This is a genomic window from Gemmatimonadaceae bacterium (assembly GCA_037721215.1).
In the GTDB taxonomy this organism is placed as follows: domain Bacteria; phylum Gemmatimonadota; class Gemmatimonadetes; order Gemmatimonadales; family Gemmatimonadaceae; genus UBA4720.
In genome coordinates this window covers 49,285-74,794 of the sequence record JBBJNV010000007.1, presented here as the reverse complement: position 1 = coordinate 74,794, position 25,510 = coordinate 49,285, and the positions used below count along the sequence as shown (strand labels likewise).

The window sequence follows — 25,510 nt, the reverse complement described above, 5'->3', positions numbered from 1 at the left end:
GTCAGAACCTTATGATCATCGAAGCCCAGGTGAATCCGGCTCCAAAGGCAACGAGCAGAACTGTAGAGCCTTCCCTGATAAGTCCGCGCTCAGCGGCTTCGTCCAGCGCAATCGGAATGGATGCGGACGATGTGTTTCCATACCTGTCGACGTTCACGTAGACTTTGTCCATCGGAATATGGGAGTGCTTTGCGGTTGCTTCGATAATCCGGATGTTGGCCTGGTGAGGTATCAGCAAATCGATGTCACTAGCCGTAAGCCGTGCTGCGTCGAGCGCACGATCGGCTGCTTCCGACATTGATCTCACCGCGTGCTTGAAGACCTCGCGGCCGGCCATTTTGACGAGGTGGCTCCGTTCCTCGAGTATCGCTGCCGTCATCTGGTTCGTCGATCCGCCGCTTGGCCGGTAAAGAAGGTCGGCGAGCTGGCCGTCGCTGCGCATGAAGGAGGAGAGAATTCCCTTCCCTGTTGCGGCGCGTTGTAATACCACCGCGCCGGCACCGTCACCAAACAACACGCACGTCGAGCGGTCCTTCCAGTCGACGATGGCACTCATTTTCTCGGAGCCTGCGACCAGGATGGTTTCTGCGACTCCGGAGGCAATCATTCCTTCGGCGACCGTCATACCGTACAGCCAGCCCGAGCAAGCCGCTCCGATGTCGAGCGCGGCGGCGCGCGACGCGCCAAGCGAAGCCTGTAGGTCCACTGCTGTCGAGGGAAGCAGCCGGTCAGGCGTCGCCGTGCTCAGGATGATCGTGTCGAGCTCGCCCGGCTGAATGCCTGCACGGTTCATCGCCTTTTGCGACGCATCCGATGCCATCGAACAGGTCGTTTCGCCATTTCTGGCGATGTGACGCTCCACAATCCCGGATCGTTCCACGATCCACTCATGAGAGGTATCGACCCCAATTGCCGCAAAGTCATGGTTCGTCATGACGTACTCCGGCACACCGCGCCCTGTACCAATTACCGCCGCAATCGGCCGTTTCACGATGCCATATCCTGCTGAGCTGCAAGGCCACCAGCAGCTGACAAATGCGCTCCAATATGCTCGTTCATCCGGGTTTCAACCGCCCGCACCGCCACCTTGACCGCGTTCTTGATAGCCCGTGGCGAGGAGTTGCCATGGCAGATGATACTCACACCCTGAACGCCGAGCAGTGGGGCGCCTCCATACATGGACGAATCCAGCGGTCCGAGTGCCGCTTCAAGCCTTCCCCGGTCGATTCCGGGCCCGCGGCTCAGGAGATCGACGATCATCGGAGTAACGGCTTCGTAGAACTTCAGCACAATGTTGCCCGTAAAGCCATCACAAATAACAACATCGACAGGGCCCCTGCTCGTACATCCAGCAGGGAGATCGCGTCCCTCGACGTTTCCATGAAAATTGAAACCCGCAGTTCGGAACAGGGAATGTGCCTCCTTGCACACGCTGTTGCCTTTGCCCTCCTCTTCTCCGTTGCTCAGCAACCCGACTACCGGATTTTGCCGGCCGAGTACGTGCTCGGCGTAAATGGATCCGAGCCAGGCGAACTGAACCAGTTCATGCGCGGAGCAATCGACATTCGCCCCTGAATCGAGGAACACGATCGGATTGAGCGACGTCGGGAAAATAGTGGCGATCGCCGGCCGGGTAAGGCCCGGCTGCAGTTTGAGAAGAACAGACGAGACCGCCATCTGCGCTCCGGTGTTGCCGGCAGATACGAACGCGTCCGATTCACCGTCGAGCTGCAACCTGATCCCGATCGCCATCGGGTTGTTCGGTTTTTTTCGCAGAGCCGCGGTTGGCCTCTCGGACATCCCGATCGTGTCGGAGGCCTCGACGAGCCGGATGCGGCTGCGGAGATGGGCAAAATGAGCAAGCTCGCCGCTGAGTGAGCTGGCGAGCTGGCGTTCGATCGCAAGTGTCTGCCCTACGAGCTGGACGACGTGTCGTTCGTCGAGCTCATTCAATGCGTGGAGCGCTCCGGCGATAGTTGCCTGGGGAGCGAAATCGCCCCCCATGGCGTCCAACGCGATGCGCGCCAATGCTACGCTTCCCTGGGAGCGACTCGCAGTTCTCCATCGTAATAACCGCACTCGTCGCAAACGTGATGGGGCCGCTTCATACTCTGGCACCGCGGGCATTTCTGTATCGCGATGGCGGGAGCGGTTTTGTGCGTGTTTCGCGCGCGTTTCTTTCGTTTCGATGTACGGCGTTTTGGTACAGCCATGGGATGATATCTAAGTTGAGTGTAGTGCTTTCAGGTAAGTCTGTCGCGCACGGAATGTAACGCATCCCACCGTTTGTCTGCCGATACCGGAACGCAATTGCAGGTTGAGGTGTTGAGATCGATGCCACAGCTGGGGCACAAGCCTTTGCAGTCTTCCCGGCATTGCAGAAATGCCGGCGCCGCCAGAAGCCATACTTCCCGAACCGCTTGGCGCAGATCGAGAGAATGCGCCATCGGATCGAACGGGTAAACATCCGGATCGTCGAGACTGTCCTCACCTTCGGATGAGAATATGAAATGTGCTTCTTCCGCAACGTCGGCCGTCACGTCGGCAAGGCAGCGCCGGCATGGCGCGGCAACTGCCCCGCGAAAGCTTCCGCTGAAATAAAAGCGGGACGAGCCCGCGGCGGAGAGTCTACCCTTTACGTAGATCGGGTGCGAGGGACGCACGTCTCCATCTTCCCAGACGGAATCGTCCGGCGCGAGATTACTGTCGACGTGCGCTGCCTGCGACTCCAGAGAACGGATGTCAAACGACAGCATAAGGCCTAAAGCTAGCGACCCCGGCAATGGCGGAAAAGTGCCGTGGCTGAGTCCGGCGAGGCTGGTGGCCTTGTGTAACGCCGCGCAGCCTGTAGACGACAAAGAGAGAATGGCCGCGCGGGCCGCGGCGCTCTCAGCTGTTCTGCAGCAGCTCCGATTCAGAAAAGAAGAAGCGGGACTCACGTTCGGCGTTTTGGTCAGAGTCTGACGCGTGGATCGCGTTTCGCTCCTTTGACTCGGCAAACAGCTTCCGAACGGTTCCGTCCGCTGCCTCGGCAGGATCGGTCGAGCCGATCGCCTCGCGGAGATTGGCAACCGCGTTTGCCTTGCCGAGAACGATCGGCATACATGTACCAGACGTCATGAACGACGTCAGCGAGCCAAAGAAGGGTCGCTCGCGATGTACCTCGTAGAACGCGCCCGCCTGCGCGTCCGTCAGCCTGAGCACGCGGGCCGCCACGACACGGAAGCCCGCATTCTCGAGGTGGGCGATAATGCTGCCTGCCTTTCCGGAACCAAATGCGTCCGGCTTGATGATTGTCAGGGTTCTGCTTCCAGCCATCTCGGTATTTCCTGTGTTATCGGTCATAGTTTCCGTAGAAGCTCGACAACGTCAATTGGGCGCTTTGCCACCCCAACTCCATTTTCCTCGAACGCTTCCATTTTTTCCGCGGCTGTACCGGCCGATCCGGAAATGATGGCACCGGCGTGGCCCATTCGGCGGCCGGGGGGAGCAGTCTGACCGGCAATGAATCCCACCACCGGTTTGGTCATCCGCTCTTTCACAAAACGAGCAGCTTCCTGCTCATCCGTGCCACCGATTTCGCCAATCATCACCACTGCCTCGGTATCCGGATCGCTCTCGAAAGCCGCCAGGCAGTCAATGAAACTGGTGCCGTTGATCGGGTCGCCGCCGATTCCGACACAAGTCGTCTGTCCCATGCTGGCGCGTGTCATCTGAAAGACAACTTCATAGGTGAGAGTGCCCGACCGGCTGACGAGACCGATATGCCCGGCCTGACAGATTCGTCCAGGAATGATTCCAACTTTTGATTTTCCGGGTGAAATCAGTCCTGGACAGTTCGGGCCGAGCAGCCGCGCCCCTTTTTCTTTCACGAATGGGTATACACGAGTCATGTCGAGGACGGGTACGCCCTCGGTTATACAGACGATGAAAGGTATTCCCGCATCTGCGGCTTCCATCATCGCGTCGGCGGCAAACATCGGCGGAACATAAATGACCGTCGCGTTTGCCCCCGTCTGACTGACCGCTTCGCTTACGGTGTTGAAGATCGGGACGACCGAATCGAATTTCTGGCCGCCCTTTCCGGGCGTAACACCGCCGACGACCTGCGTTCCATACTCGACCATCTGGCGGGCATGAAACGATCCATCGCGGCCAGTGATTCCCTGAATAAGCAGCCTGGTGCCTTTGTCGATGAAGATGCTCACGCCGCTTTTCCTGTCGCGAGTGCAACCGCTTTCTGAACGGCTTCATCCATGTCGGTCATCGCCGAAAATCCGTTATCCTGCAGTATCTTCAAGGCAATCTCTTCGTTGGTGCCCGTGAGCCGGATGACGATCGGCACCTTCAGGGGATTCTGCTTTGTGGCGGTAACAATTCCATTGGCAACGTCATCGGTGCGCGTGATTCCGCCGAAAATGTTGAAAAGAATTGCCTTCACGTTCGGATCAGAGGTGATGATCTGCAACGCGCTAACGACTTTTTCGGGATTGGATGACCCGCCAATGTCCAGAAAGTTCGCGGGCTCGCCGCCGTAATACTTCACGAGATCCATCGTCGCCATTGCAAGGCCGGCCCCGTTCACAACGCAGCCGACATTTCCGTCGAGCTTTATGAACGTGAGGTTCGCATTGCGCGCTTCGACTTCGCTTGCCGCCTCGGAGGATTCATCGCGCAAGGCTGCGATGTCCGGCAGGCGATCCAGCTCATTATCGTCGATCACCATTTTGGCGTCGAGCGCAACGACGGCACCTTCAGGGGTCGTGACCAGCGGGTTGATTTCGGCCAGCGAGGCGCCGCTCGCCGCGAATGCCGAGTACAACTGCTGCATGATTTGCGCAGCGGCCCGCGCCTGCTTCACATCGTTGTACAGGAAAAAACCCATTTCCATGGCTTCGTATCCACGTAGCCCGTACCGCGGATCGACCGGGCGCCGCATGATTTTGTCGGGAGTTTTCGCCGCGACTTCCTCGATGTCGATACCGCCCGCAGGGCTCACCATGAATACCGCGCGTTTCGAAGAGCGGTCGACGATGATACCGACATACGCCTCAGTGGCAATCTCCGCGGCGGGCGTAACGAGCACCTTCTCCACCGGCAAACCCTTGATCGTCAGCGCCAGAATCTTCTCGGCTACTTCGCGTGCCTCCTCGGGTGTCGATGCAAGCTTGACCCCACCGGCCTTCCCTCTTCCACCCGCGTGAACCTGCGCCTTTACAACAACAGTTCCACCAAATTGACGAGCGATTCGCTCGACCTCCGCGGCTGTGGTAGCCACCTCGCCCGGAGGAATAGGGACGCCAGCCTGGCGGAGTATTTCCTTCGCCTGATACTCGTGAATGTTCAAGTAGGCTCCGCTCCGCGGAACCGCGGAGAAAATGATTGAATCGAGACAGGGGGAACTTAACGGGCTATGGTCGTTCCCGCGCGACCGTGCACGGCTTCCAGGCCGAGCTTCAATTCTGTGATCACGGCGCGGCCTCCGGTATGAGTGGCATAGTCGATTGCCGCGCGTACCTTGGGCGCCATGCTGCCTTCGCCGAACGCGCCTTCTTCGTCGAGGCGCGTTGCTTCAGCAACAGACAATTTCCCCAGCGCCCGCTGGGTCGGCTTGCCCCAGCCGGTGTAGACTGCGTCCACGTCGGTCAAGATGACAAACAACTCCGCGCCCAGCTCGCGCGCGAGAACGGCTGCCGCGAGATCCTTGTCGATTACCGCATCGACGCCTTCCAAGCCACGTGCATCGTCCCGATATACGGGGATGCCTCCACCACCACACGCAATCACGATTGTCCCCTCCGCCACGAGCTGGCTGATAATGCCGAGCTCGTGGATGGTGACAGGCCGAGGGCTCCCTACCACGCGGCGGAATTGCCCGCGGCCGTCCCGTTTCACCGATTGACCGTCATCGAGCAGCGACTGCGCACGTGATTCGGAGATAGCGTGTCCAATGAACTTCGTTGGATTGGCGAGCGCCGGATCGCGGCGATCGACCTCGACCTGCGTGATAACAGTCGCTACCCGCCGATTTTCACCAGCCTTGTGCAGCGCGTTTTCAATCGACTGCTGGATCATGTAACCGATCCAGCCAGCGGTGCTTCCGACGAGTACCCCGAGCGGCAGGGGTGCGACTTCGTGCCGCGCTACTTCGTTGCGAACTAGCTCATCGCCTACCTGGGGCCCGTTACCATGGACGACGCAGATATCCCAGCCTTCCGCGGCCAGATCGACAATCGGTCCAAGACTCTCGCGGGTGTGCCGGAACTGATCCGCGATTGTCGACCGTTCGCCGGGCGGAGAAAGAGCGTTCCCGCCCAACGCCAGAACGGCGGTACGTGTGGTCTTTCGAGCGGAATGTTCAGTCACGACCGATCACCCGTCCAAGCGAGTCGTAAGCGGCGGCAAATCCGGGGAGATCCCCCGCCGCGAGGGTGGCCCGCATTCGCTTGTAGAGCCGGTTGACCTCAACGCGGAAAGCGGAGTCTCCGGTGCCGGCGATACCAGAGGGCAGCGTGCGCCCAAAGGGTGTCGTGGGGACCGGCGATAGCTCACTCAGGATATCCGGCGAGCCCGACCGGAAAACCGCGGGGAAACGAGCCCGCCAGCTGGCGGCGATGGGATCCGGCGATGGTGCCGGCACGACGGTCACCCTGGCAGTTCGCGAATTGATCATGCCAGTTCCAGCGTGGCGGAAGTATGAGCGTTCCTCACCCGCGAGCACATGATGCTCGCTGAGCGGATAATTGACGGACGCGGAATACAATTGCACCACCCAGAACAAAGTATCTGCGATATACGCGGGTGTAACATCGCTGCCCTGATCAAAAACCGGGGTCAGACGTTTCAGTCGCTCGCGAACATCGCGGGTGGTGACTATCCGCGTCGGCGGCGGCAGGTCGCTCCACATCAGATCGAGTCGCTGCTCCGACCATGCGTGAGCGAGCCGGCGAAGCCCGCTACCCAGCACGGGGGAGTTCACACCCGCGCCGTTTTTCACCAGTGCAGCCCCGACAGCGCCCGGATATATCAGCGCATCTGAACGCGCACCTTCGACGAGCGCGGCTACCCGCGTGGAATCCGAGAAAACGCTGAACCGCGTGTTTTCGGCTGGCTGGGACAACACTCCGGGCGCCCGGAGGCCATAGGCCCTGCGGGTGAAAATCTCGCGGGTCGCCTGGTACGGGGATTCTGGAACTCCGGTCGTCGAGGCACTGCCGATGCTCCTCACGAGTGACGGCAATACAAGGCCAATGGTGACCGAGAAAATTAGCACTGCGGAGACTGTGAAAAAACTTGCGCGGATCTGACCGGCCCATCCGCTTGCCAGCACCAGTGCGGCCCCGGCGACGGTTCCCACGGAAAGCGAGAGATAGGCAGGGATCAGCCACTGGTGGTCGATGTATGAAAACGCACCTGCTGGACCACTGCCGTGCATAAGAAGCCCGTACCCGTCGAGACGGTATCGCCATGCGAGAGTCACCAGCAGCAGCGAGGCCAGAACGGTCAGATGGCGACGCGCCCTGACTGAGACGTGAAATGCTCCTTCGTGCCACCGCAGACTTGGTGTAAGGGCGTAAAGCCCTATCACGAGCGCGGAGACAACGATCAGAAGTATGAGAGCCCACGTATAAACGGCGATCTCTAGTGGAATCCAGGCCACGTAGAAACCGAGATCCATCTGGAAAAATGGGTCGGCCTCGCCGAATCGCGGACTGGCTCTGACCAGCGCCAGATCCTGCCAGCGCGGTGCGGCAAACGACATCGCAACAGCAACGGCGCCGGATAGAAAAAAAGCGACCCCATCGATGTATCGGTGCGGGACCGCCTCACCAAATTCCACGTTCCCCAGCCGCCGCGGAAAGGCCAGCGACACAATGCTACGCCGCAGGACGGACAAGTTCACCAGCGCAAAGAGCCCCGCAAAGGTGGCGGATACAAGGTGGATGACGGCGATATCGCGAACCCGCTCCTTCCACAGCGACGTCGCGCCGGGCGCCCGGTACCACGCATAGTCAGTGTAGATCATCGCCAGCATACGGCCCGCCAGCAGCACGAGTCCGACGGCTGCGAGCGCGACGAGGAGCCGCCGGCGGGGGTTCATCTCAAACGCTGACGCCCTGCGCGCTGAGCCAGCTTTCCATCTCGCCCCGGATCAGGGCGAGTCCCTCATCGGTTCGGGCCTCGAAGCGGAGGACGAGCACCGGCTGCGTATTCGACGCCCGGATCAGGCCCCAGCCGTCGCCGAACAGCACCCGTGCCCCGTCGACGTCGATTACTTCATGAGTCGCGGAAAAATGCTTGAGTGCGTTCTCGACTATTCCGAACTTGAGCTCGTCGGCACAAACAACGCGTAACTCGGGTGTGGAAATAAACCGTGGCACATCGGCCATCATTTCCCGGACGCTCAAGCCGCTATCGGAGATGATCCTGAGCAAACGCGCCGCTCCATAAAGCGCATCATCGAACCCATACCATCCCTCCGAAAAAAACATGTGCCCAGACATCTCGCCTGCAATCGGAGCATGTGTCTCATGCATCTTCTCCTCGATCAGCGAATGCCCTGTCTTCCACATCAAGGCCTGACCGCCAGCTTTCTCGATCTCTTCCGGCAGTGCCTGCGAGCATTTCACGTCGAAGATTATCGGCTGTCCCTTCCCCGTCCTTTTCAGAACGTCGCGGGCGTACATGATGAGGATGTGATCTCCCCAGATAATGCCGCCGTCCTCGTCGACGACACCTATTCGGTCCGCATCACCATCGAACGCGATTCCGAGCCCGGCTTTCTCTTCCTTCACCGCCGCGATCAGGTCTTCGAGATTTTCAGGGACCGTCGGATCGGGATGATGGTTCGGAAAAGTACCGTCGCTTTCTCCAAACAATATCGTGCCCGCCAGCCCCAGCCGGTCGAACAGGCGTCTGGCGACCAGCGCGCCCGCGCCGTTCCCGCAATCAGCCACGAAATGCATGGGGGTCGAGATTCTCCCAATGCGCTCTGCGACATCATCGATGTAGCGCTCGATGACGTCTTCATTGCGAATCGTTCCGGCGCCTGACGGGAACTCGCCAGCGAGAGCGAGTTCATAGATCGCCTGAATATCCGCCCCGTAGATCGACCTCGTCTCAAGACCGAGCTTGAAGCCGTTGAACTCCGGCGGGTTGTGCGACCCCGTTATCTGAACGCCTCCAACGACATCCAGTTTGTGCTGGGCCCAGTATGCCAGCGGCGTCGGCACGATCCCGATGTCCACTACATCCAGCCCGCTCTCGAGCAGGCCTGCCACGAGCTCGGCATGCAATGCATTCCCGCTCGGCCGGTTATCGCGGCCAACGGCGATTGCGCCTGAAATTCCGCGACGCGCCAGAAAAGCTGCGTATCCCCTGGCGACCAGCCTCGCAACGTCCGGAGTGAGATCCGTGTCGGTGACGCCGCGAATATCGTATTCACGGAAGATGTTTCGCTGCAGCATTCGATCTTACCTCGGGACGGAAGCGCTGTTCACGCCCGCGACTGCCTTGTCGGCCGTGCGAACGATACCAGCTACGGGCTGGCTGCGTTCAGCCCACCTGATGACGGAATTCGGAAGGATGCCAAGGGCAAGAATCAGCACAGCAGATGCGGCAATAACGAAGCGCGTCCAGTTTCCGAGAGCAGGTATGGTCGCTGCATCGACTGGACGGGGACGCATGAACATCACCATCACGACGTAGAGATAATAGCCGGCAGATACGACGCTGGTGAGCACCAGGATAACAGCCAGCTTTGTCTGGGGCGCGGCGGTTTGCAGCGCCGACTGAATCAGCCAGTATTTGGCAAAGAAACCAATGCCGCCGAAAATCGGGAACCCGAGCAGCGCGAGCATGAATACCGCCATGGCGGTTGCGAGCCACGGACGCACGGACCACAGACCGGAGTAATCGTCGATGTTGAGCTGCGTTTCACCGCGGCGTTCGAGCGCCACTATTACACCGAACGCTCCCAGTGTCGCGAGTGTATATGCGAGGAGGTAGAACATGAACGCAGCACTTGCGGCGGGCGTGCCGATCGCAATCGCGACGAGGATGTAGCCGGCGTGCGCAATGCTCGAGTACGCGAGCATTCGCTTAATGTTCTTCTGCGCCAGCGCGATCAGATTGCCAGCGACCATCGTCGCCACCGCAAGCCACCAGACCGGCCCGTGCCAGACCGACGACACCGTGGAAAATCCTTCCAGCCAGACGCGCAGGAACCCGGCAAATGCCGCCGCTTTCACTGCTGCCGCCATGTATGCGGTAATCGGCGTTGGGGCTCCCTCATAGACATCGGGAGCCCACATGTGAAACGGCGCGATTGCGACCTTGAAACCGAAACCAATCAGCAGGAGGGCGATGCCGACGATCAGAAGTGAATTGCCGCCCAGGTCGAGCGCCGCTACCCGCGTTCCGATCAATCCAAGATTCGTCGTCCCTGTCGCTCCGTAGATAAGTGCGATGCCGTAAAGCAGGAACGCCGTCGAGAATGCGCCAAGCAGGAAATACTTGAGCGCTCCTTCAGCCGATCGCGCACTGCGGCGATTCAGACCAGCGAGGACGTACACTGCGACGGACATGATCTCAATCCCCAGAAACACGATCATCAGATCCCGCGCGGCTGCCAGGGTCATCATTCCCGCCGTCGCGAACAGCACCAGGACGTGCGATTCTGCGGCGGCAATACCGGCTCGCGCGTTGTAGTCCATCGACAGCGCGATCGTGCCGATCGTCGCGAGGAGGAAGACGATGTCGGCCGTCCACCGAAAATTGTCAGCGGCAATGATTCCGCTGGAAACGGTGTCGGCACGCGCTATGTAGAAGCCGATGGTGATGATCACCGTTACGCAGAGAACGATCGCAGCAACTCCAACGTTCCGCTGATGTCGTTCACTTTCAGGGCGCCACGCGGACCAGAGCAGCAGGATCATCGCCCCGCCCATAAGCAGGATGTCGGGCGCAAACGCCGTCATTAGATGCGACGGGATCGAGAGGTCGAGCGTCATGGTGATGACTCCCCTGCGCCCGCTGCCAGCACCGGCCTGCCCGACTGAAGCGAATTCGCTCCCCGCTCGACTTGTGTGACCAGACTCTGGGCCGCCATCTCCATCCGTCGAAGCACTGGAGCCGGATAGACGCCAAGCCAGATGATCACGACGACAAGAGGCGTCATCAGTCCAATCTCCCGCCAGTTCAGATCAGGGATTCTCTCATTCTCTTTCCGGTCGAGTGGATTGAACAAGATCCGCTGGAGGGCCCAGAGCAGGTACACAGCCGCGAAGATCACCCCCGTCGTTGCGACGATCGTGAATATGGGGAACGGCTTGAAGGAACCGATGAGCACCAGGAACTCGCCGATGAAGCCGTTCGTACCCGGCAAACCGATGCTGCTCAATGCCACGAGGGTCAGCAGGGCCGCGAAAATGGGGACTACCCGCGCTATCCCTCCATACGACTCGATCTGCCGGGAATGTTTGCGCTCGTAGATCATGCCGATGAGCAAAAACAAGGCGCCGGTTGAAATGCCATGGCTGATCATGATCATCAGCGAGCCCTGCACGCTCTGCAGCGTGAGCGCGAAAATACCGAGCATGACAAAGCCCAGGTGGCTGACGGAGGAATAGGCAACAAGCTTTTTGAAGTCGGGCTGTACCATTGCTACCAGCGCTCCATAAACAATACCGATCACGGCCAGCGTCACAATCACCGTCCGCACAGTGGGATGCATCGCCGCACCCGGAAACAGTGGCAGCGCAAATCGAAGAAACCCGAACGTGCCCATCTTGAGCATGATCGCGGCGAGAATGACAGACCCCGCCGTCGGCGCCTCGACGTGCGCATCGGGCAGCCACGTGTGGAATGGAAACATCGGGACCTTTACCGCGAACGCCGCGAAGAATGCGCCAAAAAGCCAGAGCGCAGCAACCGGATTGACGACTGGATTCGCAAGGATGTTGTCGTAACTGAAGTTCGGCGTGCCAGTCGTCTCGTTACCGGCGTGAATGCCTAGGTAGAGAATGGCTACCAGCATGAGCAGCGACGGCAGCATCGTATAGATGAAAAACTTGAGGCTTGCGTAGATTCGCCGTTCCCCACCCCAGATGCCGATGATGAAATACATCGGCACCAGCATCACTTCCCACATCACGTAGAAGAGAAACAAATCGCGCGCCATGAACACACCGAGCATGCCGCTCGTGAGCACCAGCATGAGAGCAAAGAACGAGTGTACCTTCGTCTTGACGCTCGTCCAGCTGCCGAGCACCGTCAGCGGCATCAGGAAAGTGGTGAGCAGAACCATCATCAGCGCGATGCCATCGAGACCCAGCGTAAACCGGATTCCCCACATTGGAATCCAGGCGGCGTCGACGGCCGCCTGCCAGCCGCCATTTGCCGGGTCGAAAGACCACCAAAGCCCCAGCGAAACCAGAAACTCCACCGTGAAAACCCCCAACGCAACGCGTCGGGCAGTGCGGTTCGAATCCTCGCCCCCGTTTCGTGACGCGGACGAAAGCGCCAGCAACAACGCTGCGCCTGCGAGCGGAATCAGAAGCAAAGCGGGCAAAACCCATGAGTTGTAGCCGAGCGACCTGAGCATTTCTTCCATGTGGATTCAGCGGAAAGTGACGGCGCCCAGCACAACCAGCACGCCGGCGACTAACACCCAGGCATACGTACCAACAGCGCCCGTCTGCACCCGCGATCCTACCCAGCCGAAAGCCCGCATCACCGCAGTGCTGCCATTTACCAGAAATCCGTCGATAAGCCCGGTATCTACTCCTTTCCACAGAACGCTGCGCGATATCTGGTAAGTCGGGTCGACAATCGCGAAATCGTAGCCTTCGTCGATGAAATACTTGTTGGCGAGTACGCGCTCGAATCCTTCTTCTGCTCGAGAGTCCTTTTTCGGCAGCAGACGTTCCGGCTTGAGGCGGGCAAATGCGTAGGCAACTCCGGCTGCCGCTATCAGCACCGCAATCCCTATCAAGACCGCCTCGGTGCTGGCGGAATGCGGCCCTGCCTCGGGCCCGGCGACGCGGGCGGAAGAAGCTCCGACAACCGGCTCCAGCCAGTGCTCGAGAGATTGTATGGGACCCAATGGAATCAGTGCAGGAAGGTTGAGCCAGCCGCCGGTCGCACTCAGACCGCCGAGCACCACGAGCGGGCCAGTCATGATCCAGGGGGCCTCATGCAGATGCGGCCGCGCTGAGTCGCCGGTGCGGTTGGGACCATGAAACGTGTACAGCATCAGCCGGGTCATGTAGATCGCTGTAAGCAGCGCCGCGGCCAGACCCAGCAGATACACGACATAAAGAATGAATCCTCCCGGAATTCCCAGCAGGGTCGCATCCGCAAGGGTGGAGTGACCCGCGCGTGTAAACACCGCGCCAAGCACTTCGTCCTTCGAGAAGAAGCCTGAAAAAAATGGGATCCCGGATATCGCGAGGGTCGCAATCCACATCAGGACCCAAGTCACCGGCATGTAACTCCTGAGGCCGCCCATGTTGCGCATGTCCTGAGCGTCGTCTGCGGCATGTGTGTGATGATATGCGGCATGCATCGCATAAATCACCGATCCGGCGCCCAGAAAGAGCAACGCCTTGAAGAACGCATGCGTTACCAGATGAAAGACGCCGGCGGTGTACGATCCGACGCCGACACCGATGAACATGTAGCCGAGCTGCGAGACTGTCGAATACGCCAGAACCTTCTTGATGTCCCACTGCTTGAGACCGATCGTCGCTGCAAAGATGGCTGTCAGCGCCCCGATTAAAGCGACCGCCAAACCGGCGACCGGAGCCATCGAGAAGAGCACTGAGCTGCGGGCGACAAGATATACGCCGGCCGTGACCATGGTCGCGGCGTGAATCAGCGCTGAGACAGGAGTAGGACCCGCCATGGCATCAGGCAGCCATACATAGAGGGGAATCTGGGCACTCTTGCCGGCGCAACCGAGGAAGAGAAACAAGCAGATGGCGGTTACTACGAATCCTCCAAATGGCAGCGAGGCGGCGGCGCCGTTCACTCCTCCGAAATCGAGCGTGCCAAGGGTCGCGAACATCAGGAACATCGCTACCAGAAAGCCGAAATCCCCGATTCGATTCACGATGAATGCTTTCTTCCCTGCGTCGGCGTTGGCCTTGTCGGAGAACCAGAACCCGATCAGCAGATAAGAGCAAAGCCCAACACCCTCCCATCCAACGAACAGCACCGGATAATTCGCGCCAAGCACCAGGACGAGCATGAAGAACACAAAAAGATTCAGGTAGGCGAAATATCTCGGATACCCGGGATCCTCCCGCATGTAGCCCACACTGAATATGTGAATCAGCGTGCCCACGCCGGTAATGACCAACACCATAACCATCGATAGCTGGTCGAGCTGGAGCGCGGCGTCTATCTGAAGGCTGCCCACCGGCATCCAGCTGAACAGGGTCTGGATGAACGGCGCCTCCATGCTGGCAGAGCGCATGGCGGCGAATATTACCAGCGAGAGAAGAAACGACAGCCCGAGCACGAGAGGCCCTACGATGCTGGCAATCGATGCATAACGGTGAGGCTTGATCGCGTGATGATCATCGCCATGCGCACCTGATTGTTCAGCCAGCGCGATGTCACGTGCATCGTAACCGTGTTCTGCATTGTCCGTACTGACGTGACCCATGTCCGGATCGTTCGGACCGATGCGCCCCGCGCTTGCGATCGACAACGCCCCGTTGATGATAAACCCCGCCAGTGGCAGCGCGGGAAGAAGCCAGACCAGCTCGGCCGCGGTGCCGGCGAGCGGGTGTGCCTCAGCAGCTATCTGAGAGAGAATCATCATCCCTTCAGCAGATTGATGTTTTGCAGGTTGATGGACTGCTGGTGCCGGAAAATCGAAATGATGATTGCCAGACCAACGGCTGCCTCAGCGGCAGCGACGGTCATCACGAAGACGACGAAAACCTGTCCCTCTGCACCGTAGAACCGCGAAAACGCGACAAATGTAAGATTGACGGCATTGAGCATCAGCTCGACGCACATGAAGATGATTATCGCGTTGCGACGCGTCAGAACCCCTACCACGCCGATGGTGAAAAGCGCGGCCGAAAGTGCGAGGGACTCAGCGAGCATCGGCTTCTCTCCTGCGTCCCAGTACCACGGCACCGGCAATGGCGACGAGCAACAGCACGCTGGTGAGTTCAAAGGCCAGCAGGTATTCGTTGAAAAGCGGCCGGGCAACGCTGCCCACTGCGCCATATCTGTTCATCTGCTGAACGGCGAATCCGGCGGGAACCTGGAACGTCCCCGCAATCCGCCCGCGTGAAATCGTCATGATCATGCTCAGCATCGCAATGCCAATCACAACGGCGGCAAATGCGGGCCACTTTCCGCGCGCATCGGCTATCTCGGATGGATGCCCGAGATTCAGCAGCATGACGACGAAAAGAAATACGACCATGATTGCGCCTGCATAGACCAGCACCTGCATGATGCCGATGAACTCCGCATCGAGAAGCACGAACAGCGCGGCAATCGAGAACATGGTGTTGACGAGCCAGAGCGCAGCGGCAACCGGGCTCTTGCGCGTCACAAACGCAAGTGCCGAGGCGATCGAGACGACACCGAAAAAGTAAAAATGGAACTGGTAGAAAAGCGGATAATGGGGCTCCATCATTCGCCCTTCGGGTCTTCAGGATCCCACATCTCGCAAACAGGATGGGTCTGCGCTGTCAACCGCTCCAGATCGTAGACGAAACCAGCGCGGCTGTACTCCGAATTCTCATAATGTCGTCCCACGTGGATCGCCTCCTCGGGGCAGACCTCCTGGCAATAGCCGCAGAAGATACAACGAAACTCGTCGATCTCGAACAGCAGCGGATATCGATTGCCATTCTCGTCCTCGCCGGGGATAAGCTTGATGCAGTTGGCAGGGCAAACCGTCGGACACAATCCGCACGCCACGCATTTTGCCTTACCTGTTTCATCGGTGAGCATGCGATGCGTTCCGCGCCACCGGGGAGAGATCTGCCACTTTTCCTCCGGATACTGCACTGTGACTTTGTGCGGATTCATCAGATGTTTGAATGTCAGCGCCATGCCCTTCACCGTCGCCCTGATGTAGCTCACGTCTTCGATGGGACGGTCGAGAACCTTCACGTTGATAGCCATCAGTCTCCCGACTCGGTAGCCAGTTGAGCACGTCGCGCGGCGCCCTGCAATCGCTTCAGCCGGGTTCCCTGCATCCGTCCGTATGCGGGGCTGATGATCCGGCCGCGATCGAGAATCGCGAAAACAATGACTACAAGCGCGATGTTGACGGCGCCAAGGATGGAGCTGTACATCGCGCCGCGGTCGATACCAGCCGCCTCAAGCAGCAGGATGAGCGTCGCAATGATGACGATGTACGCCAGCGCCAGCGGCAGCATGAATTTCCAGCCCAGTGACATCAACTGGTCATAACGGAAGCGCGGCAGCGTCCAGCGGATCCACATGAAGAGAAAGAGAAAAAACAGCAGCTTGACGAGGAAAATGCCAACCGATATCAGGGTCAGCCACCCGCTATACGGCCCGATGTTGTCTCGCCCGGTGAACGGAACATCCCATCCACCGAAAAACAGCGTCACCATCAACGCGCTCGCCGTCACCATGTTGGCGTACTCGGCAATGAAGAAGAGTGAGAACTTCATCGCGCTGTACTCAGTATGGTATCCGGCGATGAGCTCTGCTTCGGCCTCCGGAAGGTCGAAGGGCAACCGATTGGTCTCCGCAAACGCGGCAACGAGAAAAATGAAAAATGCGATCGTCAGGTTGACGACGTTCCATCCGCCATACGCCTGCTGTGTGATTATCGAGCCGAGTGTCACGTTCCCCGCCAGCAGCAACACCGGAATCGTGGACATGCCCAGCGATATCTCATACGAAATCATCTGGGCACTCGAGCGAAGTCCGCCGAGGAGCGAGTACTTGTTGTTCGATGCCCAGCCGGCCAGCACAATTCCGTACACGCCAAGCGAGCTGATTGCGAGAATAAAAAGAAATCCGACCGGCAGATCGGCCACTACCATATCCACTCGTCCCCACCGCGTCGGGAACGGCGCACCGAAAGGAATTACAGCGAAGGTGGTAAGCGCGGGAATAAAAGCCAGGATCGGCGCAAGAATAAAAATCGGCTTGTAGGCGGCCTCCGGATACGTCTCTTCCTTCATGAAATTCTTGAGGCCGTCAGCGGCAGGCTGCAACAGGCCGCCCGGACCGACCCGGTTGGGGCCGTGCCGATCCTGGATCCATGCCGAGATCTTCCGTTCGCCGAGTGTCAGCAACGCCACGCCCACCATGTAGATGGTGAAGACGACCAGCATCTTGATCAGCGTGAAGATGACGAAGGCGCCGGTGCTCACGGGGGGTAGCTGTGGGTTCGCGGCCTGAAGGAGAAACTGCGAATACATCATTGTGAGACCGCTGACGCCATCGGATCCAGCACCTTGAGCCCCCGCAACCCGATGGCATCATAGCTGAGGCCCGAAAAAGCCGGATGAGATGCAGCGAGCCTTCCAAACACGTCCGACGGCAGATAGAAATTGTTCTGCGCATCGAGCGCGCCGAGCAGATCACCGAGCACGAGCCAGCTTGGGCGTGCAAGGCCCGGTGCCGCCCGCGCCTGCGTGAACCGCTGTACCCTTCCACGGATATTGGTGAACGTGCCTTCCTCCTCCGTGAAGTTCGAAGTCGGGAGAACCACTGCGGCGTGCCTTACGGAGGCTGGCAGCGTAGTGCCGATCAGGATCACCGACGAGGCCCTGGCCAGATCGGCAGCTGGAATTCCGGCAAGATCGTCGTCGGCGACAATCAGGACGTCTCCCTCGGCGAAGTCAGCCAATGGCGAGTCGGAGCGTGTAAAACCGAGAAGCTCGGCACCATTGACGTTGGCGGCCCGGTCTTTTCTGAGAGCGAGATCCTCGACGCCAGGTAGTGGCGCTTCATCGCCGGTTACAACGCGAAATACGCCATCGCCACCATTCCGATTTATCAGCAGCGTGAGGAGATAGAGCGCCTCGTTTGAAAGCATTGGCGAGGCGAGTACAAAAGCCCGCCTGTCGCGAAGCAAATCTGCAGCGGAATGGATCGCCGCCTCCCAGTCGCAGACGGCCAATGCTCCGGATTGCCGAACCATAGGCGATTCGGCGCGATCCTGGCGGTTCATCCAACGATAATTGAGGCGGCCGTAATCGCACATGAAGTATTCATTGACTTCTGCATTTGGCCTCGGCTTCAGCCGCGTGACAGCGTTGTCCCTCACCTCGATCATCATGTTGCAGCCCTGTGTGCAGTTGGGGCACACAGAAGCAGCGCGGTCGAGCTCCCACGCCCGCGCCTTGTTCAGAAAATCCTTCGACAGCAGCGCTCCGACGGGACACAGATCAATAACATTCGCGGCCCAGGGGTGCGTCAGATCGCGGCCCTCGAATTTTCCGATAAGCGCTCGGTCACCGCGCTCGCTGACGTTGAGTACCGTGTCGTGAGCAAGGTCGTCCATGAAGCGGACACACCGAGTGCACAGAATGCAGCGGTTGGGCACATACAGGACGTCCCCGCCAAAATCCTCCACCGGGTTGAAGCGCTTGGGGTCGCGATAACGCGAATCAGCGCGTCCCTCCTGAAAGGTGAAGTCCTGGAGCTCACATTCCCCTGACTGATCGCAGATCGGACAGTCCAGCGGGTGATTGATCAGCAGGAATTCAAGGACGCCTTTCCGCGCCTCGAGCGCCCGATCGTTGTGAACGTGAACCACCTGCCCCTCCGCCACAGATGTAGCGCAGGACGGTGCGAGCTTCGGTGCTTTCTCCACTTCCACCAGGCACATCCGGCACACGCCAGGAATTGGCAGGCTCGGGTGATAGCAGTAGTGGGGTATGAGAATCCCGGCCGTTTTCGCGGCTTCGAGAATCGACGTGCCTTCGGGAACCGATACCGGACGGCCCTCAATCGTGAGATTCACCATCTTCAGATCACCCATCAGGCCACCGCCGCCATGACCGAGTGAACGCGCTTGCCGTGAATCAACGATTCGAACTCCGAACGAAACTTTCGAATGCCCGAGATAACAGGCGTCGCACACGAATCGCTCAGCACGCAGATGGTCGTCCCGGTCATGTTCTCGGCGATATCCATGAGCGTGTCGAGATCCTCCATTGTTCCCTGTCCGTCGCGGATACGCTCCAGAATTTTCGTGGTCCAGGCGGTGCCTTCGCGACACTGAGTGCACTGTGCACAGCTTTCATGTGCGAAGAAGCGCGCGAGTCGCGCAATTACCCGAACCATCGACTGAGCGTCGTCGATCACGATTACCCCGCCCGATCCGAGCATCGACCCCTGGGCCACGAAACCTTCGTAATCCATCAGCGTGGCGTCAGCCTCGTCCATGGTTTGAATCGGCACCGAAGCACCGCCGGGGATCACGGCCTTGAACTTTCTGCCTTCTGTCGGGCCACCGCACAGATCGTACAGAAATTCCTTGAAAGGAAATCCCATCGCGACTTCGTAGGTGCCCGGGAACCGCACATTACCGCAGACAGAAAAAAGCTTGGATCCGGTGCTTTTTGGATTCGAAAGCGACATTCCCTTATACCAGTCCGCGCCCTGGATCAGAATCGCGTTGACGGCAGCGAGCGTCTCGACATTGTTGATCGTCGTCGGCTGCCCGAACACTCCGGAAACCGCGGGGAAAGGCGGTTTAATTCGCGGATTCCCGCGCCTGCCCTCGAGCGAGTTCATGAGCGCGGTCTCCTCGCCGCATATGTAGGCGCCAGCGCCCTTGTGAACGTATACGTCGATGCGCTTTCCCGTGCCCATCGCATTGGCGCCAAGAATCCCGGCATCATACGCCTCCTTCACAGCGCGCTCCATCCACAGCAGCGGCTCCGTAAATTCCCCGCGAATATAGATGTAGGCAGTTTCGGCGCCGATCGCATATGCTCCGATCGCGCATCCCTCTACCAGCGAATGCGGTGTCCACCGCATGATCTCGCGGTCCTTGAACGTTCCCGGCTCGGATTCGTCCGCGTTACAGCAGAGGTAATGGGGCTTTCCGTCGCCGGGTTTCATGAACGACCACTTCATTCCGGTGGGGAACCCGGCTCCGCCACGCCCGCGCAGGCCCGATTCCTTGACGATGCCGACAATTGCCTCCGGAGTCATTCCAAGCGCCTTCTCCAGAGCCTGGTATCCACCACGCTTTTTCCAGCCATCAAGCGAGCGAGCGTCGGGATCGCCAAAATATTCCGAGAGAATCGGAGTTTCACGCGCGTGGGATTTGTGCGGATAACCCATTATGGCAGGCGCTCGAGAAGGGCTGGTACGGTATCAGGGATGACTGATTCGATGAATTCGTCGTTTATCATCAGTGGCGTAGGAAACCCGCACGCACCCAGGCATTCAACCTCGATTACCGCGAATCGATTGTCCGGCGATGTCACTCCGAGCTCCCCGGTGCCGGTGTGTTTCAGAAGGGACTTGACGACCTCATCCGCGCCGCAGATACCGCACGGCGAGGTCGTGCACACCTGAATGAAGTATTTCGCGACCGGATGCTGGTGGTACATCGTGTAGAACGTCACCACGCCCTTTACGTAGGCGGGTGTCAGATCGAGAACCTCGGCCACTTCCGCCATGGCCGGTCCACTTACCCAGCCCCGCTCCCGCTGCACCATCCACAATGCCGGGAGGAGCGCCGCCATCTTTGTGGGATAGCGAGTCAACAGCTCATCGAGCTCGCGCTGTGCCTCTCCGGTAAAGACCGGCGTGTAATCAGCTGCAGCGTGGCCGTCGTGATCATGGGATGCAAGCGCAGGGGAAGCTTTGCCACCCATCGCTTGAGCACTCACCGGTCGATTTCCCCCATCACGATGTCAATGCTGGCGTTAATCGCAATGACGTCCGACAACAGGTGCCCTTCCACCATCTTGGGAATCGCCGAAAGGTTGATGAACGATGGCGGACGGATCCGCCAGCGAACCGGCTTGGACGTGCCATCCGATACCATGTAATACCCTTTTTCACCCTTGGGGCTCTCGACCGCAACATACGATTCACCAGTCGGCGGACGCGGGCCTTCCATCACCTGCTTGAAGTGATGAATCATCGATTCCATTTCACTTGTCGCCTTCGATTTTGGCGGCAGAATGACACGCGCATCGTCCACGTTCACCGGTCCATCCGGAAGCCGCTCGGCCGCCTGCTGAAGAATTCGTACCGATTGCCTGAGCTCTTCCATGCGCACCAGGAAACGATCGTATACATCGCCATTCGTTCCCACCGGAACATCAAAGTCGTAGGTCTCGTAGTCGAGGTACGGAAAATCCTTGCGGACGTCGTACGCAACGCCGGAAGCTCTGAGCATGGGGCCTGATAATCCCCAGTTCACTGCCTCCTCCGGACTCATCACGCCGAGGCCGATCGTGCGCCCCACCCAGATCGCATTCTTTGTCAGCATGCGGTCAATTTCGTCGAGCGTCTGGGGGAAGTTCCGAAGGAACTGCCCAAGACCGTCCATCCAGCCGGCTGGGATGTCAGCCGCCATCCCGCCCACGCGAGTAGCAGACGTCGTCAGGCGCGCCCCTACCCAACCTTCAAGCAGATTGTAGACGTTCTCGCGTTCCTGGAATGCCCAAAGGAACGGCGTAAATGCGCCAATATCGATGCAGGTCGTTCCAAGCCACACGAGATGGGAGATGATCCGCGACAGCTCGGCCGCTATCACTCTCAGAACGGTGCAGCGCTCGGTGATCTCGATGCCAAAAAGTCTTTCGGCGCCGAGCGCGAAGGCGACATTGTTGCCGATCGAATTGAGATAGTCCTCACGATCGGTCCAGGGAATGATCTGGTTGTATTGGCGATATTCGCCGATCTTCTCGAATCCACAGTGCAGATAACCGACGTGAGGGATGCACCGGACGACGGTCTCGCCGTCGAGCTCGAGCACCAGGCGCAAAACTCCGTGGGTTGCAGGGTGCTGAGGTCCGATGTTGATCAGCATGTGATCGCCGTCGAGCTCGGGCTCCATCGACTCGGGCGGCATGACGTCGACCGCGGCGCCACGATTGTCGGTGACGAGGGGAACGCGCTGCGGCCGGCCCTGTTGATCGAGGCCGGTGGTGGAGAGTTCCATTTCGACAGTTCGATTTGCCATGCTACTCCCCCGTCCGTTCGCCGGCGCCCAGCCGCTTGCGCATCTCTTCGGGCAAGTCCTCGAAAGCGTCGGCAATGCTGAGCTCGTCCATCGAATACTTCGCTTCAGGATTTTGCGACAACGCCTGTCGCAACTGCTCGGCGCGACTGAAACGCCCGCGCAATGGGAAATCCTTGCGCAGCGGATAGCCTTCCTTGTACTGCTCCCACATGAGGATCCGGCGCAGATCCGGATGACCGTCGAACGCGATGCCGAACATGTCGTAGCACTCCCGCTCCATCCAGTCTGCGGCTTTCCATATCCCCCAGACGCTCGGCACTCGTAGGGGTGCGTCCTTGGCGAGTTGGGTCTTGACACGCAAAAACCGCCGAAATGGCAGCGAGCGGAGGTGCCAGACGACTTCGATTGGCTGGTCGAAGTCGCGGTACTCAACGGCGGTGACGTCGCTCAGATAATCGTACCGCTGCGCAGGATCATCGCGGAGCCACTGCATGATGCCGGTAACAGCGTCCGTTTTGATAACCACTGTGGTTTCGCCCCAGACCACATCGCTGCGGAGCACCGAACCCGGAAATTGTGCCATCATCGCGGCGCTGCCTGGATTTGGCGGTCCGCCCCGGTGCGGAATGTTCCGTGGCGTTGCCGGCACCACCCCATCTGTTGCTGCACTGCCTGCGGCAACGACGTCGAACTTCTCAGTCACGGCGCTGATCGATTCTGCTGTACCGAATTACCGAATGGCTCCGACAATTCGTCGATGGCGGCGGCAGGGATATACAGCTGACTGGAAGGATCGGGAACGATCTCGTCCCTGAGTCGGCTGTCCGACCCACGTTCGTTCATCACCTTGTCCTGCAACATCCGGATGCCGTAGATCAGCCCTTCCGGCCGCGGCGGGCAGCCGGGAACGTAAACGTCGACCGGAATGATCGTATCGATTCCCTGGACAACCGCGTAGTTGTCGAACATCCCGCCGCTGGAAGCGCACGCACCCATCGAAATACACCATTTGGGCTGAGGCATCTGCTGCCAGATCCGACGGATGATCGGTGCCAGCTTGAAAGGCACACGCCCAGCGCAGATGAGAACATCCGCCTGCCTGGGGGAGAAACTCATCCGTTCCATGCCGAACCTCGCGAGATCAAAGCGGCTTGCGGCGGTGGCCATGAACTCGATGGCGCAGCATGCCGTTCCGAAGGGCATTGGCCAGAGCGAGTTGGCGCGCCCCCAGTTGACCAGGAAATCGAGGCGGGTCGTGACCCAGCCTTCCTGACTCTGCGGTTCGTAGGAGACCGAGCGGGTCTCCGTGCGAGATGCTAGTCCCATTGAAGTGCTCCCTTTTTCCAGACGTACGCCAGGCCGACCACGAGAATCAGCATGAACACGAGCATCTCGCCGAGTCCGAAGAACGAAGTCTGACCGGCAGGACACGAACCGTTGAGGAGTGGAACCGAGCATGACAGGTGCCTGTAGTAGACGCCCCACGGGATCATGAAAACGGTTTCGATGTCGAAGATGATGAACAGAATCGCGACAAGGTAGAACTTGATCGAAAAGCGCTCGCGCGCGTCTCCGAGAACCGGGATCCCGGATTCGTATGGATTCTGTTTTACGGGCGTGGGACGCGAACGCATTGTGAGGGCCGAAATGGCCACGATCAGAAGAGCGTTCATGACCACAAACCCGAGGAGCATCAGCACCGGCAGGTACGCGCGACTCATTGAGTTCCGGACTTCGTGAAAAATTTCACTAACGGTTGAGACCAGAATTTATCGTCCCCACCGGCACGCGCGAAAGGGGACGCGGTAGACGGAAACGAAAGGACTTCTTACATTCACGCGCCCGGCGTCGGCAACCGATGCACGGCGGCTCCGCAATTCCCAACCAACAAATGTCAATCCAATCAGATCGCTGGATCACCGAGATGGCCTCGTTGCATGGCATGATCGATCCATTCGAGAGCAGTCAGGTGCGCTCCGGCGTAATCTCGTATGGCGTCAGCTCCTACGGATACGACATGAGGGTGGCGAACGAGTTTCGCATCTTCACCAATGTCCTGAACTCGATAGTGGATCCGAAGGCCTTCGATCCGAAGTCCTTTGTCGAGTACGAAGGTGAAGTCTGTATCGTGCCCCCCAATTCTTTCGCGCTCGCAAGATCGGTGGAGTATTTCCGGATCCCCCGGAATGTGCTTACGGTTACGGTCGGTAAATCCACATACGCGCGCTGCGGGATCATCACGAACGTAACCCCGCTCGAGCCGGAGTGGGAAGGTTACGTAACACTGGAGATATCCAACACAACTCCGCTGCCCGCGAAGATTTACGCCAACGAGGGTATCGCGCAGGTTTTGTTTTTCAAGGGCGATGAGGAACCCCTCGTTTCCTACAAGGACAAGAAGGGAAAGTATCAGGGGCAGACCGGGGTAACTCTCCCGAAACTTTAGGAACCAAAGCGCCGGGGAAGCACGTCGATGGCGTGGCGCCATCGATCCCCTCCCAGGCAACAATATGATTCCTCCGTGTGTTTCGTTCGGTAACTCGACTGTCGTGGTCTGCGCGTTCACGCAGGCGTTAGCCTCGTTCACCGTCAGGGTGACGACGCGGTTACCACTGTGCGGGTAGGTGGCGCTAACGACCTTGCCTGAGGTAGTCGGATCCGGTGACCGCCCGAGGTTCCAGGTGTAGGAGACAACCTGCACGTCGTCGGTCGAGCTGGATGCGTCGAGTGTGCATGTCAGGCCTGTACAGCTCCAGGTGAAGTTCGCAGCCGGGTGGCGCGTTAGGCGGAGGCGGAGGCGGCGGCACTACAGCCCCCACCGACAACTATTGTTTTCGTTACACAACTGCTGTTTCCTGCGTTGTCGGTCACCGTGAGGACCACAACCCTGTTTCCCTCGTGCGGATACGTGGCGGATACGACCTGCCCCGTCGCCGTCGGACCGGCTGACTTCCCGACGTTCCAGTTGTAGGAGACAATCTGACCATCATCGGTCGAACTCGATCCGTTGAGGTTGCACGTCAGGCCACTGCAGCTCCAGGTGAAGTTGGCCACGGGCGCAGTGTTGACAGGCGGCGGTGGCGGTGGTGGTGGTGGTGGTGCCGGCGGCGGGGGTGGTGGCGGTGGTGGAGTGGTTGGCGCTGCGAGGGTATTTGTGCGCAGGAGCCTGTTCGTTGAATTTAGTTTGGTAGCTCGACTGGCATTGTCTGCGTGCTTTCGCGGACGTTAGCCTCGTAGCTTTGCGTCCCCGCCTTTCGACGGGTTTGCCCTTATCGCGACTCCGCATGGAAGAGCGTTCATGCATGTGGATGTCGGCTACTGCACCCTCGACGATTG

Annotated in this window: 25 protein-coding genes and 1 riboswitch; of the genes, 1 reads left to right on the top strand and 24 read right to left on the bottom strand. The window is 59.2% G+C overall.

The genetic code is table 11. From position 1 onward, the window contains the following. Window position 1 precedes the first annotated feature (1 nt). The 24 genes from WKF55_05080 to WKF55_04965 all read right to left on the bottom strand — a co-directional run bounded on the left by WKF55_05080 (window position 2) and on the right by WKF55_04965 (window position 23,895). Window positions 2–991 (bottom strand): beta-ketoacyl-ACP synthase III, encoded by a 990-nt coding sequence (locus tag WKF55_05080; protein ID MEJ7758948.1) that lies wholly within the window; start codon window positions 989–991, stop codon window positions 2–4. Continuing rightward, window positions 988–2,028, bottom strand: a complete 1,041-nt coding sequence (gene plsX / locus WKF55_05075; GenBank protein MEJ7758947.1) for a phosphate acyltransferase PlsX — start codon at window positions 2,026–2,028, stop codon at window positions 988–990. Before plsX ends, WKF55_05080 begins: the two co-directional genes overlap by 4 nt. Window positions 2,029–2,030: 2 nt before the next feature. Next, a complete protein-coding gene (rpmF, locus tag WKF55_05070; protein ID MEJ7758946.1) occupies window positions 2,031–2,213 on the bottom strand; it encodes a 50S ribosomal protein L32 in 183 nt (60 codons plus the stop codon). A 30-nt stretch (window positions 2,214–2,243) separates the two neighbouring features. Continuing rightward, window positions 2,244–2,756: a DUF177 domain-containing protein gene (locus WKF55_05065; protein ID MEJ7758945.1), complete on the bottom strand. Its 513-nt coding sequence runs from the start codon at window positions 2,754–2,756 to the stop codon at window positions 2,244–2,246. Between the two features lie 133 nt (window positions 2,757–2,889). Next, a complete protein-coding gene (gene ndk, locus WKF55_05060) occupies window positions 2,890–3,345 on the bottom strand; it encodes a nucleoside-diphosphate kinase (protein ID MEJ7758944.1) in 456 nt (151 codons plus the stop codon). Next, the gene (gene sucD, locus WKF55_05055; GenBank protein MEJ7758943.1) at window positions 3,342–4,208 is read right to left on the bottom strand and encodes a succinate--CoA ligase subunit alpha; all 867 of its coding nucleotides are present in this window, start codon (window positions 4,206–4,208) and stop codon (window positions 3,342–3,344) included. Before sucD ends, ndk begins: the two co-directional genes overlap by 4 nt. Beyond that, entirely contained in the window at window positions 4,205–5,347 is a 1,143-nt protein-coding gene (gene sucC, locus WKF55_05050; protein MEJ7758942.1) for an ADP-forming succinate--CoA ligase subunit beta, read from the bottom strand. Before sucC ends, sucD begins: the two co-directional genes overlap by 4 nt. 56 nt (window positions 5,348–5,403) lie before the next feature. After that, complete coding sequence (locus WKF55_05045) at window positions 5,404–6,366, bottom strand: carbamate kinase (GenBank protein MEJ7758941.1); 963 nt, start codon at window positions 6,364–6,366, stop codon at window positions 5,404–5,406. After that, on the bottom strand, window positions 6,359–8,101 hold the full coding sequence (locus tag WKF55_05040) for a UPF0182 family protein (protein MEJ7758940.1): 1,743 nt from the start codon (window positions 8,099–8,101) through the stop codon (window positions 6,359–6,361). The genes WKF55_05045 and WKF55_05040 overlap by 8 nt, the downstream gene beginning before the upstream one ends. 1 nt (window position 8,102) lies before the next feature. Continuing rightward, window positions 8,103–9,467 carry a phosphomannomutase/phosphoglucomutase gene (locus WKF55_05035; GenBank protein MEJ7758939.1) on the bottom strand — a complete coding sequence of 455 codons (1,365 nt, stop codon included), beginning with the start codon at window positions 9,465–9,467 and terminating at the stop codon, window positions 8,103–8,105. A 6-nt stretch (window positions 9,468–9,473) separates the two neighbouring features. Then, entirely contained in the window at window positions 9,474–11,012 is a 1,539-nt protein-coding gene (locus WKF55_05030) for an NADH-quinone oxidoreductase subunit N (GenBank protein ID MEJ7758938.1), read from the bottom strand. Further along, the gene (locus WKF55_05025) at window positions 11,009–12,613 is read right to left on the bottom strand and encodes an NADH-quinone oxidoreductase subunit M (GenBank protein MEJ7758937.1); all 1,605 of its coding nucleotides are present in this window, start codon (window positions 12,611–12,613) and stop codon (window positions 11,009–11,011) included. The genes WKF55_05030 and WKF55_05025 overlap by 4 nt, the downstream gene beginning before the upstream one ends. 6 nt (window positions 12,614–12,619) lie before the next feature. Continuing rightward, window positions 12,620–14,830, bottom strand: coding sequence for an NADH-quinone oxidoreductase subunit L (gene nuoL, locus WKF55_05020; protein ID MEJ7758936.1), 2,211 nt, complete (start codon window positions 14,828–14,830; stop codon window positions 12,620–12,622). Then, window positions 14,827–15,120 (bottom strand): NADH-quinone oxidoreductase subunit NuoK, encoded by a 294-nt coding sequence (gene nuoK / locus WKF55_05015; GenBank protein ID MEJ7758935.1) that lies wholly within the window; start codon window positions 15,118–15,120, stop codon window positions 14,827–14,829. Before nuoK ends, nuoL begins: the two co-directional genes overlap by 4 nt. Next, a complete protein-coding gene (locus WKF55_05010; protein MEJ7758934.1) occupies window positions 15,110–15,664 on the bottom strand; it encodes an NADH-quinone oxidoreductase subunit J in 555 nt (184 codons plus the stop codon). The genes nuoK and WKF55_05010 overlap by 11 nt, the downstream gene beginning before the upstream one ends. Next, window positions 15,661–16,158, bottom strand: a complete 498-nt coding sequence (locus tag WKF55_05005; protein ID MEJ7758933.1) for an NADH-quinone oxidoreductase subunit I — start codon at window positions 16,156–16,158, stop codon at window positions 15,661–15,663. Before WKF55_05005 ends, WKF55_05010 begins: the two co-directional genes overlap by 4 nt. Beyond that, window positions 16,158–17,438, bottom strand: a complete 1,281-nt coding sequence (gene nuoH, locus WKF55_05000) for an NADH-quinone oxidoreductase subunit NuoH (protein MEJ7758932.1) — start codon at window positions 17,436–17,438, stop codon at window positions 16,158–16,160. The genes WKF55_05005 and nuoH overlap by 1 nt, the downstream gene beginning before the upstream one ends. Then, window positions 17,435–19,003, bottom strand: coding sequence for a 2Fe-2S iron-sulfur cluster-binding protein (locus WKF55_04995; GenBank protein MEJ7758931.1), 1,569 nt, complete (start codon window positions 19,001–19,003; stop codon window positions 17,435–17,437). Before WKF55_04995 ends, nuoH begins: the two co-directional genes overlap by 4 nt. After that, a complete protein-coding gene (gene nuoF, locus WKF55_04990; GenBank protein ID MEJ7758930.1) occupies window positions 19,003–20,316 on the bottom strand; it encodes an NADH-quinone oxidoreductase subunit NuoF in 1,314 nt (437 codons plus the stop codon). Before nuoF ends, WKF55_04995 begins: the two co-directional genes overlap by 1 nt. Continuing rightward, complete coding sequence (locus WKF55_04985) at window positions 20,316–20,870, bottom strand: NAD(P)H-dependent oxidoreductase subunit E (GenBank protein MEJ7758929.1); 555 nt, start codon at window positions 20,868–20,870, stop codon at window positions 20,316–20,318. Before WKF55_04985 ends, nuoF begins: the two co-directional genes overlap by 1 nt. Further along, entirely contained in the window at window positions 20,867–22,174 is a 1,308-nt protein-coding gene (nuoD, locus tag WKF55_04980) for an NADH dehydrogenase (quinone) subunit D (GenBank protein MEJ7758928.1), read from the bottom strand. Before nuoD ends, WKF55_04985 begins: the two co-directional genes overlap by 4 nt. Window position 22,175: 1 nt before the next feature. Then, a complete protein-coding gene (locus WKF55_04975) occupies window positions 22,176–22,877 on the bottom strand; it encodes an NADH-quinone oxidoreductase subunit C (GenBank protein ID MEJ7758927.1) in 702 nt (233 codons plus the stop codon). After that, entirely contained in the window at window positions 22,874–23,500 is a 627-nt protein-coding gene (locus WKF55_04970; GenBank protein MEJ7758926.1) for an NADH-quinone oxidoreductase subunit B family protein, read from the bottom strand. Before WKF55_04970 ends, WKF55_04975 begins: the two co-directional genes overlap by 4 nt. After that, entirely contained in the window at window positions 23,491–23,895 is a 405-nt protein-coding gene (locus WKF55_04965; GenBank protein MEJ7758925.1) for an NADH-quinone oxidoreductase subunit A, read from the bottom strand. The genes WKF55_04970 and WKF55_04965 overlap by 10 nt, the downstream gene beginning before the upstream one ends. A 170-nt stretch (window positions 23,896–24,065) precedes the next feature. Between WKF55_04965 and dcd the strand changes: the two genes are divergently transcribed. After that, window positions 24,066–24,620, top strand: a complete 555-nt coding sequence (gene dcd, locus WKF55_04960; protein MEJ7758924.1) for a dCTP deaminase — start codon at window positions 24,066–24,068, stop codon at window positions 24,618–24,620. A gap of 737 nt (window positions 24,621–25,357) precedes the next feature. Further along, window positions 25,358–25,452, bottom strand: a riboswitch (cyclic di-GMP riboswitch). Window positions 25,453–25,510 lie beyond the last annotated feature (58 nt).